The 11,820-nt window shown below is 51.4% G+C and carries 10 protein-coding genes; 8 read left to right on the top strand and 2 right to left on the bottom strand.

Features of this window, described 5'->3' with window-relative positions; genetic code table 11:
• The 3 genes from BR86_RS15495 to yfbR form a co-directional block, all read left to right on the top strand.
• Window positions 1-531 (top strand): RNA-guided endonuclease TnpB family protein (locus BR86_RS15495; RefSeq protein ID WP_031471330.1); only part of this gene is annotated, 531 nt, incomplete at its 5' end.
• Window positions 532-722: 191 nt separating this feature from the next.
• On the top strand, window positions 723-1,883 hold the full coding sequence (locus tag BR86_RS0101940; protein WP_031471327.1) for a cation diffusion facilitator family transporter: 1,161 nt from the start codon (window positions 723-725) through the stop codon (window positions 1,881-1,883).
• Window positions 1,884-1,962: 79 nt separating this feature from the next.
• Window positions 1,963-2,598 (top strand): 5'-deoxynucleotidase, encoded by a 636-nt coding sequence (gene yfbR / locus BR86_RS0101935; RefSeq protein WP_031471326.1) that lies wholly within the window; start codon window positions 1,963-1,965, stop codon window positions 2,596-2,598.
• 95 nt (window positions 2,599-2,693) lie between these two features.
• On the opposite strand, the gene BR86_RS0101930 is transcribed toward yfbR, so the two are convergent.
• Entirely contained in the window at window positions 2,694-4,013 is a 1,320-nt protein-coding gene (locus BR86_RS0101930; protein ID WP_242841543.1) for a glycosyltransferase family 2 protein, read from the bottom strand.
• A 514-nt stretch (window positions 4,014-4,527) separates the two neighbouring features.
• Here BR86_RS0101930 and BR86_RS0101925 point away from each other — a divergent pair.
• Window positions 4,528-5,301: a DeoR/GlpR family DNA-binding transcription regulator gene (locus tag BR86_RS0101925; RefSeq protein WP_031471324.1), complete on the top strand. Its 774-nt coding sequence runs from the start codon at window positions 4,528-4,530 to the stop codon at window positions 5,299-5,301.
• A 75-nt stretch (window positions 5,302-5,376) separates the two neighbouring features.
• Here the strand turns inward: BR86_RS0101925 and BR86_RS0101920 are convergent, their stop codons facing one another.
• Window positions 5,377-6,702, bottom strand: coding sequence for an ATP-binding protein (locus tag BR86_RS0101920; RefSeq protein ID WP_031471323.1), 1,326 nt, complete (start codon window positions 6,700-6,702; stop codon window positions 5,377-5,379).
• Between the two features lie 358 nt (window positions 6,703-7,060).
• Here BR86_RS0101920 and ilvB point away from each other — a divergent pair, with 358 nt between their 5' ends.
• The 4 genes from ilvB to ilvA all read left to right on the top strand — a co-directional run bounded on the left by ilvB (window position 7,061) and on the right by ilvA (window position 11,819).
• Entirely contained in the window at window positions 7,061-8,725 is a 1,665-nt protein-coding gene (gene ilvB, locus BR86_RS0101915) for a biosynthetic-type acetolactate synthase large subunit (RefSeq protein WP_031471322.1), read from the top strand.
• A 57-nt stretch (window positions 8,726-8,782) separates the two neighbouring features.
• Window positions 8,783-9,037 carry an acetolactate synthase small subunit gene (gene ilvN / locus BR86_RS0101910; protein ID WP_031471321.1) on the top strand — a complete coding sequence of 85 codons (255 nt, stop codon included), beginning with the start codon at window positions 8,783-8,785 and terminating at the stop codon, window positions 9,035-9,037.
• A gap of 162 nt (window positions 9,038-9,199) precedes the next feature.
• Window positions 9,200-10,219 (top strand): ketol-acid reductoisomerase, encoded by a 1,020-nt coding sequence (gene ilvC, locus BR86_RS0101905; RefSeq protein ID WP_031471320.1) that lies wholly within the window; start codon window positions 9,200-9,202, stop codon window positions 10,217-10,219.
• 394 nt (window positions 10,220-10,613) lie between these two features.
• Window positions 10,614-11,819, top strand: coding sequence for a threonine ammonia-lyase (gene ilvA, locus BR86_RS0101900; RefSeq protein WP_031471319.1), 1,206 nt, complete (start codon window positions 10,614-10,616; stop codon window positions 11,817-11,819).
• Window position 11,820: the final 1 nt, after the last annotated feature.

The raw sequence follows: 11,820 nt of genomic DNA, 5'->3' as shown, positions 1-11,820 counted from the left end.
TACTCTGACAGTAATGGTAATGTTGTAAATAATCCTAAATACCTTGAAAAGTCTATGCACAAACTCATTCGTGAACAGCGCAGATTGTCACGTAAGCAAAAAGGTTCTAACAACCGTAATAAACAACGTATCCGTGTAGCTAAAGTTCATGAGAAGATAACCAATCAGCGTAATGATTTCCTTCAAAAACAATCAACTATGCTTGTTAGCGAAAACCAAACTATCTGCATAGAAGACCTTAATATTAAGGGAATGATACGTAACCATAAACTTGCTAAATCTATAGCAAGTGCTTCATGGAGTAAATTCTTTACGATGCTTGAATATAAAGCTGTGTGGTATGGTAGCGAAATTGTGCGTGTACCTACTATGTATCCAAGCAGTCAAACCTGTAGCTGTTGCGGATATAAAAATCCACTCATTAAGAATCTGGCTATACGTAGTTGGGAGTGCCCTCAGTGCCATACAAAGCATGATAGGGACACTAACGCAAGCATAAACATACTAAATAAAGGGCTATCAATAGCCTAAAATATAAACAGTACCGTAGGGCATACGGGAATTTACGCTTGTGGAGACCGTGTAAAACTAAAGCTCTAGCAGCAACGTAGTGGTCGTCGAAACAAGAATCCCACGACTTTAGTCGTGTGGAGTGTCAACTTCTTACATGAGCAGTCGGCGAAGCGGATCGCGAATACCTTCGACTACGGAAAGGAAACAGTATGGGATCAATTAAAGAAGCAAAAGAAATGATGGAGGGCGCGGAAGCCGTCCATTCCCGCGACCGGATTATCATCCGGACGAGCATTATCGGGATTCTGGCTAATGTTGGTCTTGCGGCATTTAAGGCGTCCGTCGGCCTGTTCTCCAACTCCATTGCAATCGTGATGGATGCGGTAAACAATATCAGTGACGCAGGCTCTTCGCTGATCACCATCGTCGGCACCAAACTTGCCGGTCGGGAACCGGATAAAAAGCATCCGTTTGGATACGGAAGAATCGAATATCTGACGGCGATGATCATTGCCGTGATCGTGCTCTACGCCGGTCTGAAGTCGTTGGAGGAATCCGTGAAGGCGATTCTGCTTCCAGAAACTCCGGAATACAGCACGGTATCGCTGGTAATCATCGCTGCCGGCGTTCTGGTAAAGATTGTTCTCGGCCGTTATGTGAAGGCGACAGGAGAAAAAGTCAACTCCCACTCGCTGATCAATTCCGGTCAGGACGCCATGATGGACTCCGTGATCTCAGCCTCCACGCTGGCGGCGGCCCTGGTCTATATTCTGACGGGGATTTCGCTGGAGGCATGGCTCGGAGCCCTGATCTCACTGGTGATCATCAAGGCCGGTATCGAAATGCTGAAGGAGACATTGTCCCAGATTCTCGGAGAGAGCGTGGATCCGGAACTGGCATCCGTGATCAAGAATACCGTGAAGAGTTTTCCGCAGGTAATCGGGGCATATGATCTGGTGCTGAACAACTATGGTCCGGATACCTTTAACGGTTCCGTTCACATTGAAGTGCCGGATACCTGCACGGCCAATGAACTCGACGAACTCATCCGCAGTATTCAGTACAAGGTGTATACCGAACACAAAGTCGTTCTGACGGCGGTGGGTGTGTATTCCGTCAACACGAAGAATGACCGCGCTGCGGAGGTGGAGCGGGAACTGCGGCATAAGGTGATGGAGATTCCGAATATCCGCCAGATGCATGGCTTTTATCTGAGCGAGACCAACAAAACCATACGCTTTGACACGGTGGTCAGCTTTAACGAGAAAGACCGGGCGGGACTTCACCGGAGACTGAATGAACTGGTGGAGACACAGTATCCGGGATACACGGCGCAGATTGTGCTGGATACCGATTTCTCGGAGCAGTGACTTGTTTTCCGGTGCAAACATTCCAAAAACACAGAGAGACCGTTAACAGAAGAAGAAAGATGAAGCGAGGACAGAAAGTATGAACCATCCGGAGATCGATACCGGTTTTTTTGCAACTGTATCCAGAATGAAATACATTGACCGTTGGGCGCTCATGCGCAATTCCAGAGAGGAATCTCTGAGCGAGCATTCTCTGGAAGTCGGCATGATTGCACATGCCCTCTGCGTGATCGGAAACCGGCGTTACGGGAGAAAACTGGATTGTGACCGCGCAGCGGTGATCGGGATGTACCATGATGCGGCGGAGATCATCACCGGCGATCTTCCGACTCCGGTCAAGTATTATAACGATGAGATCCGTGAAGCATACAAGAAGATTGAGGACGCGGCGGAGACACGGCTCCTGAGTCTTCTGCCGGAGGATCTGAGAGAGGATTTTCGTGAGATCTTTCAGGGACCGGGGAGAAATGATCCGGAAGCGGAGAAGAATGAGCAGTATCTGCGGAGGCTGGTGAAGGCGGCGGATAAACTGTCTGCGCTGATCAAGTGTATGTCGGAAGAGCAGGCGGGCAATACGGAGTTTATGACCGCGCGGGACACGACGGAGAAGGCAGTCCATGCGCTGGCGGCGGAACTTCCGGAAGTGAAGGATTTTACGGAAGAGTTTCTGCCGGCTTATGGAAAAACGCTGGATGAGCTGACCGGGCGGAGGTGAGATATTACAGAATATAGCAGAAGGACCTGAGATGAGCGAGCGTTCATCTCAGGTCCTTCTTAGTGTGTGATGCTTATAAAAGTTGAAAATCTATCTCAGACCGGCATACGGCTGCTCTTTACCGCGTGGTGTGCGATCGGTGTCCATTCTACCTTCTGCACGAGGGCGCAGAGCGCGATCGGGAAGTAGGTCATCATGAACAGCGGGAAAGTGACAAGTCCGTAAATCATGGCCGGAATGGAAGCGTTAATCTTTTTGCGCTCCGTGTAAAGTGTGAGCGCACCGACGATGATCATACCAAAGTAATAGCGCACGATCAGATCGAAGAGATCGCCGGTGATGATGTGGAGAACACTTCTCTGTACCCAGAGCGGCGCTGCCAGACAGATGCCGAACAGGAACAGGTTCAGGATGATCAGAGAGATCGTGAGCAACATGGCCGGAGCTACGGTTACGAAGATATCGTAAGCGGAGAATCCCTCACGTCCGCCGCGGAAGATCGCGCGAAGAAGAGAGCCGGTGTAATGTGCGTCAACCTGATAGAAGCCCTTGGACCAGCGAAGTCTCTGATTCCAGGACTGCTTGAAGCTGGTCGGCTGCTCATCGTAAACCATCGCCTTGTCGCAGTAGCCGATGCGGCGGCCGCGGGAAGCGCAGTCTGCGGAGAACTGAATGTCCTCCGTGAGCAGGTGGAACGGCCAGCCGTGGTTCTCACGGATGATCTCGCTGGAAACCAGGAAACCGGTGCCGGAGATCGCGCAGTTTGTTTTCTGCAGCTGGCGTGGATAATTCAGGAAACGGGACTCGCGAAGATACCACAGAGAGTAGCCTGCGGAGATCCAGTTGGAATCAAAATTCTTGGAGTTGCGGTAGCTGGTGATTGCATCGTAGTGTCCGGTGGAGTATGTCCGGTTCATTTCCGGAACGAAGTTCGGATCCACAATGTTATCGGCATCGAATACCATGAAACCTTCGTATTCATTGTCCATTCCCTGCTGATGGAGCTGATGGAAGAACCAGTCCAGAGCGTATCCTTTACCGATCAGGACGTGGTCAAAACGCTCGAATACTTTGGCACCGGCTTTTCTGGAAACTTCTGCCGTATCATCGGTGCAGTTGTCGGCGATGACATAGATGTCGAAGAGTTCCTGCGGATAACGCTGCTGTTTCAGACTCGCAATCAGCTGTCCGATGACCGCGGATTCGTTTCTTGCGGAGATGACGGCTGCAAAGCGATGCAGCGGAACCTCCTCGCGTTTTCCTTCTTTCTTTTCTTTCCAGAGGCCGATCAGGCCGCTGACAATGTACCATACCTGGTACGCGTAGACGAGACCGAGAATCAGGGTAATCCAGAATTCGATCTTTCCTGTCCACCGGATCAGCGTGATCCAGTTATAAAATGTGGTATGCATCATGTTTCTTCTCCCTTTTTTGTGATTGACATAGAAATAACTATGCTCGCACAAGAAAACACTATAATTCAAACCGGGGCTTCTTGTCCATTCACAAAACGCCGATAAATCTGAATTGTCTCTGAAGAAAAGAAGACACAATTCTGTCACTGTTTAGATTTTTTTAATTTTTAAATGGCAAAAGTGAACAGAAACAGGAAGGAAATTTATGCATAATGCTATTTATGGAAAACGCCATTGTGCAAATTTAACAGGCGGTAATGCATTTGCAGTATTCCAAGATGTTGTAATTTAAGAGGATGAGATGAAAATGAGCCCGGGAGACCGGGAAATATCCGGATTCTGGTAACGACAGCAGACGGGGAACAAAGCGGCAGGACTTTTGAGACTTCCGGGGAATGATATGTTTACTTGCAAAATGACCTGTGATAAACTTAATTGTATGGAATTTACGGAATAATTGTTGCATATCGTTAGATACCTACATATTATTTTGAAAAGAATCGGTGAACATGCGATGAAAAACAAGAGGCAGGAGAAGATCCTGAAAATGCTGCAGCAGGATCACACAGTGAAATCACTGGAATTGAAAGAATTGTTTCAGGTTTCGATGGAGACGATCCGGCGGGATCTGGAAGCGCTCGAAGCCAAGGGATATGTTTCGAGAGTCTACGGCGGAGCGGCGTTGAAGAGTCTTTACGGAGAAGAAAAGGATACCGCGCGGAGCGCAGGCCGCAATTACCGGGAAAAGCAGGCGATCGGCCGTTTGGCCGCGGAACTTGTGGAGGATGGGGATGCAATTATTCTGGATGTCGGCACGACAGCACTGGAAGTGGCCCGGAATCTGAAAGGTGTGCGCAATCTGAAGGTGTTTACCAACTCCGTTCAGGCGGCGGAAGAGCTGATGAGCGAGAGGGATACCCGTGTGTTTCTGATCGGAGGGGAGATCCGGAACGGAAGTTCCGGGCTGTCCACCTCAGGCGGTGACGCGGAGGCAATGATGCGCAACTTTTATGTCGACAAGGCCTTTATCGCGATCGGAGGCCTTTCGTTTGACAGCGGCATCTGCGATTATCATATGGAAGAAGCCAATCTGCGCCGGCTCTTTATCCGTCAGGCGAAGAAGGTGGTCGGACTGGCTGACCATGCGAAATTCGGCGTGACGGCGCTGAACCGGATCTGCGGCTTGAATGATCTGGATTTCCTGATCACCGATGAGATGGCGGATACCCAGATGGTGAATGAGCTTCGAGCCATGAACATCGATGTTCGCATCGCAAAAGAAGAATAGACGTATAGGACATATATAATAGAAGAGGAACATATCCGTTCAGCGGATGTGTTCCTCTTCGTGTCTCACCCGGTTTCACAGCTTCGGGTTGAGTGAATTGATAAACTGCTGGGCGATTCGGCCGGTGTGCCCGCCCTTTTTCACCGACCATGCGTTGGCTTTGGCGATGAGATCCGCTTCTGCCATGGTGATTCCGTGCTTTTCGGCAAGCCGGCGGACGATCTCATGATATTCGTCGAAGGAAGGCTTGGTGTAGAGCACATTCAGACCGAAGCGATCCACCAGGGACAGCTTCTCCTCCAGCGTATCGGAGTGGTGAACGTCCTGATCACGGCCCATATCATTGCGGTCCGAAACGGTCTCACGGATCAGGTGGCGGCGGTTGGAGGTGGCATAGATCAGAATGTTGTCCGGCCGCGTCTCAAAGCCGCCCTCTATGACTGCCTTCAGATATTTATATTCGATCTCGAAATCCTCAAAGGAGAGATCATCCATATAAATGATAAATTTGTAATTCCTCGTCTTGATGCGGGAAATGACGTAGGAGAGATCCTTAAACTGATGCTTGTAGATCTCGATGAGGCGGAGTCCCTTCGGGAAGAATTCATTCAGTGTCGCCTTTACCGTGGTGGATTTTCCGGTGCCGGCGTCTCCGTACAGAAGCGTGTTATTGGACGCTTTTCCTTCGAGGAAGGCCAGGGTGTTGGCGCTTACCTGCTCTTTCTGGAGTTCGTAGCCCACCAGATCGTCGTAGTTGACATTTTCCAGATTGCTGATCGGGATCAGCTCCGGTGTTCCGTCCGCGTTTTCCCGGATCCGGAAGGCTTTGTTGAGTCCGAACATGCCGACGCCGTACTCCTGATAAAAGACGGACAGGGCGTCCAGAAATGACTCGGGGGTGTCTGCTTCCGACAGTTTTCGCGTGAGATCATTGACCACATGGCTGATGTTGCCGAAATACATCCGCTCGTGTTTGCGGATTGTCCGGTATTTTGTGAGAACGGAGAAGCATTCGGTGGAGAGTGCCTCCTCGAGCCGACTAAAATCATAGTGAAGAAGGTCCATCAGGAAACGGCAGTCCCGGAGCGCGAATTCCGAGGCGGAACCCTTCTGAAGAGACTGCTTTTCATGGACCAGGGCAAATGGATTCTCGTCCATCATCAGCTGGTAGGTAACGTAGGTCGCCCAGAGATTCTCCTCGAAGCCGTACTGCGTTGCCACCTCCATAATGCGGTGGATGCTGTCAAATGCAAGCGTGCGGAGTTCTTCACTCTCTGCCGGAGACGGCATCTCATCGAGCCCGTCGGATTCAACCAGGCGGCAGATTCCGGCAAAGGCGGAGAGAACCGGATCTTTCTTTAAATGATTGTAGACAATGAGGTTATTCAGCAGATGATTCATGATATCCCTCCAGATGATGCGAGATGATGACCGAAAATGAATAAAATGTGTTTAGAACTATTATAGTGTATCATTCAAATTATTCAACACCGAAAAGGGCTGAACGTGGCGGGTGAAAGGATGGAAGGATGGGAAGGAAACCGCACAGAATAGGGAAAGGATGAGATCGAAGAAGCGCTTCTCCGGGAATATACAGATAAAATTATGATTCATATAAGAAACATTAAAATATACAAATAAGTTATATATTAGATGAATGGCGTTCAAGATAAACATAAAAGATATTCATTGACTTTGCGATAACCGTATGTAATAATACAAACTAAATCCTGGAAAGAAAGGAACGGCGTGAGACAGAATGAAATTAAAAGGAGCCAGAATCCTGATCGAAGAACTGATACATCAGGGCGTGAGTACCGTGTTCGGATACCCGGGCGGCGCAGTATTGGATATTTACGATGAATTATATAAGTGTGCCGACCGCATTGACCATGTCATCACGGCTCATGAGCAGGGCGCCTGTCACGCTGCGGACGGATATGCCAGAGCATCCGGCAAAGTCGGGGTTGTAATCGCGACAAGCGGACCGGGAGCGACGAATCTTGTGACCGGAATCGCAAACGCGAATCTGGATTCCGTGCCTCTGGTGGCAATTACCGGAAATGTTGCGGTGTCTGCCCTTGGCCGTGACAGCTTTCAGGAAGTCGATATCGTCGGCATCACACAGCCGGTGGTAAAGCATAACTTTATGGTCCGTGACATCACGGAGCTGGAGCAGACGATCAAAGAGGCGTTCCGGCTCGCGAACAGCGGCCGGAAAGGCCCGGTGCTGATTGATATCCCGAAGAATGTGCAGATCGCAGAGCTGGAGTACGGCGATGCGGTGCTCCCGGCCCGGGCCGTAAAACCGGTGCTGGAATACCGCAGACAGGAGATTCTGGAAGCAATCTGGAACTGCAAGCGTCCGTTCATCTATTGCGGCGGCGGCGTTATTTCCGCGGAAGCGGAAGCGGAGCTGCTGGAACTGTCCAAGCGTCTCAACGCGCCGGTCGGTCTCAGCATGATGGGGAGAACCGCTGTTCCGGATCGCTATCCGCTGAACCTCGGCATGACCGGAATGCATGGAAGCTACACGGCGAATAAGGCCCAGACCGACTGTGATCTGGAGATTGCCGTCGGTGTCCGTTTTTCGGACCGGGCGACCGGAGATATCAGTGAGTATGCGAAGAAAAAGACGGTAATCCATATCGATATCGACAAGTCGGAGCTTGGAAAGAATGTCAGCCCGAATCTTCGGGTTCAGGGAAATGTCAAAGAGATCATGGCGGATCTTCTGCTGGATATTCCGCAGCAGAGTCATCCGTCGTGGATGCGGCAGATCGAAGAATACAAGAAGGTGCCGGCTTCGGAACCGCCGAGAACGGGGGAATTCATCCCGAAAAACATCATTGAGACAGTCCGGAAGACGGCGAAGGACAGCACGGTGGTCGCGACGGATGTCGGGCAGCACCAAATCTGGACCTGCCAGTACTATGACTTCGAAAAGCCGAGAACCCTTCTGACATCCGGCGGACTCGGAACCATGGGATACGGACTCGGCGCCGCGATCGGCGGCTGTATTGCGAACCGGAGAGAGAGAACCATTCTCTTCACCTCGGAGGGAAGTTTTGCCATGAACTGCAACGAACTCTGTACGGTGGTGAGTCAGGAACTCCCGATCACCGTTGTGATTCTCCATAACGGAGTGCTGGGCATGGTTCGCCAGTGGCAGGGAATCTTCTACGGCCAGCGCTATTCGCAGACGACGCTGAACCGGAAGACGGATTTTGTGAAGCTGGCGGAGGCGTACGGGCTTCGCGGCTTCCGCGCATCCAGCATGGATGAGCTGGATGCGGTTCTGCAGGAGACGGAAAAGGATCCGACGGGCGCGTATATCATTGACTGCCTGATCGACAAGGATGAGAAGGTATTTCCGATGATTCCGCCGGGACGCTCGGTGAAGGATATCATTCTGCGGGATTAAGTCAATGACCGACCGGACAGGGACACATACAACGACAGACAGGAAGTGACGGAAGAAATGAGCAGATTTACGGTAGAAATGCTGTTAAACAATCGTTTTGGCGTATTGAACCGGATCACGGGACTGTACTCCAAGCGCTGTTACAATATCGAGACCATTCATGCCGGTCCGACAGAGGTGCCGGGAGTGACCCGGCTTGTCATCGAATCGACCGGGGACGAGTACATGAAGACACAGGTGATCGCGCAGCTGGAAAAACTGTACGATGTGCGCAAAGTGGAGATTACGAAAGAGGAACCGGATGAGCTGTAAACCGGTCAGCCGGAAAAAGGTATAAAATATTTTTCACTTTATCCTTGCGTTTTGAAACACACAGGTATATAATGACGATAATTTCGAAGATGAATAAAATTCAACAAAATCATCTGCGAATTATGAATTTATTTCAACACAAAGAATCAGGAGGAAATGAAAATGGCAGAACCAAGAATGTTTTACGAGAAGGATTGTGATCTCTCTTATCTTCAGGGAAAGAAGATCTGCGTTATCGGTTATGGATCTCAGGGTCACGCACATGCACTGAACCTGAAGGAATCCGGCTGTGACGTTGTTGTCGGCCTTTACGAGGGTTCCAAGTCCAAGGCAAAGGCAGAAGCGCAGGGCCTTACCGTTTTACCGACTGCAGAGGCAGTAAAACAGTCTGACATTATCATGATCCTCATCAACGACGAGCTTCAGGCAGATATGTACTACAAGGACGTTGCTCCGAACCTGAAGGCCGGTGATATGCTGATGTTCGCTCATGGATTCAACATCAATTACAAGCTGATCGTTCCGCCGAAGGATGTCGATGTGACGATGATCGCTCCGAAGGCGCCGGGCCACACCGTTCGTTCCGAGTATCAGGCAGGAAAAGGAACACCGTGCCTGGTTGCGGTTGAGCAGGATGCGACAGGCCACGCGCTGGATTACGCGCTGGCATACGGCGCAGGAATCGGCGGCGCACGTGCAGGACTTCTGGAGACCACCTTCAAGACCGAGACCGAGACAGACCTCTTCGGTGAGCAGGCAGTTCTCTGCGGCGGTGTCTGCGCATTGATGCAGGCAGGTTTCGAGACGCTGGTTGAGGCAGGATATGATCCGAGAAATGCTTACTTCGAGTGCGTGCACGAGATGAAGCTGATCGTCGACCTCATTTACCAGTCCGGTTTTGCGGGCATGAGATACTCCATCTCCAACACCGCAGAGTTCGGTGATTATGTAACCGGACCGAAGATCGTTACCGAGGATACCAAGAAGGCGATGAAGAAGATCCTTTCCGATATCCAGGACGGTACATTTGCCTCCAACTTCATGACAGATATGAAGAACGGAAAGATTCACTTCCAGGCCATGAAGGCAAAGGCAGCTCAGCACCCGACCGAAGTTGTCGGCGAGGAGATCCGCAAGCTTTACAGCTGGAACAATGAGAACGATAAGCTCGTAAATAACTGATCGTCCGCCGGCGGTTGATGGTCCGGCGGCCGGAGATACTGCAGTGTCGGATCCGGACTGCGAAAGCCGGAACAGACAAAAGATGATAATCGGTGCGGCAGTGATGAACTGCCGCATCTTTGCATTATGCGGGCAGCGGGACCGGGGGCTCATGCCTGTATGAACCACAGCGGCTGCCGTGATGCCGGATGAAACGGTCAGAAGAGTTTCGAACGGTATCGAACGGTATCGAACGGTATCGAACAGGTGCCCGGAAAGCGGCGCAGACGTGGGATAACAGCCGCTCCGCGACTGTTATGTCATGCCGTCGCCACATGAGCGTAAACGCTCGCGTGGCTTATGTGGTATATTGGAAACGGAGGATCGCGGAAAGAAGCGGCTCGAGGAGGATGACATGGAACTTACACTCGACAGAGTATATCAGGCAGCACATGTATTGAAACCGGTGGTCAAGAAGACAGATCTGGTTCATGCAGTCCGCATCGAAACGGACTGTGATCTCTATCTGAAGGCGGAAAACCTTCAGAACACCGGATCGTTCAAGATTCGCGGCGCATACTTTAAGATTTCAACGCTGACGGATGAGGAAAAGGCCAGGGGTGTGGTTGCCTGCTCTGCCGGAAACCATGCACAGGGCGTGGCGCTCGCGGCGACCAAGGCGGGAACCGGGTCCACGATCTTCCTTCCGGCCGGCGCTCCGATCTCCAAGGTGGAGGCGACCAGAGGATACGGCGCGGAGGTCAGGATGATCGACGGCGTCTATGATGACGCATATGCCGCATGCATGCAGTTTCAGAAGGACACCGGCGCAGTGATGATTCATCCGTTCAACGATCCGGATGTAATCGCGGGACAGGGAACCATCGGCATCGAGATCTGTGAGCAGCTGGTGGACGCGGATGCCGTGGTGGTTCCGATCGGCGGCGGCGGACTGATCTCCGGCGTGGCTTATGTGATGAAAATGCTGAACCCGAAGTGCAGGGTATACGGCGTTCAGGCGGAGGGCGCGCCGAGTATGGCCCGCGCGTTCCATGAAAAGAAACTCGAGGCAATCGACTCCGTGAACACGTTTGCGGACGGCATTGCGGTCAAATGCCCGGGGGATGTGACCTATGACATGGTCAGCCGGTATGTTGATGATGTGGTGACCGTATCCGATGAGGAGACGGCAGCGGCAATCCTGACGCTCATGGAGAAAGAGAAGGTTGTGGCCGAGGGCGCCGGTGCGGTCTCGGTGGCGGCGGTTCTCTTCCATAAGATTCCCGTCAAGGGCAAGAAGGTGGTCTGCGTGGTGTCCGGCGGCAACATTGACGTCAATATCCTTTCCCGTGTCATCAACCGCGGACTGGTGAAGACCGGAAGAAAGAGCACGCTCACCATCGAGCTGATGGATAAGCCGGGCCAGCTGGTGGAGGTTGCGAGGGCGATCGCGTCGACCGGCGCCAACGTCACCAAGGTGGATCACAATAACACCGCGCAGTCGATGGAAATCAACGGCTGTTATCTGACGGTGGAGATGGAGACCAGAAACTTTGAGCAGATTGAAGAGATTCGTCAGACACTGACGGAAAAGGGATTCAAACTGATTGACAGGAGGTAGT

The sequence above is a fragment of the [Clostridium] aminophilum DSM 10710 genome (assembly GCF_000711825.1).
Classification (GTDB): Bacteria; Bacillota; Clostridia; order Lachnospirales; family Lachnospiraceae; genus Clostridium_R; species Clostridium_R aminophilum.
The sequence above is the reverse complement of the archived record's forward strand: the minus strand, read 5'-3'. Positions and strand labels throughout refer to the sequence as shown.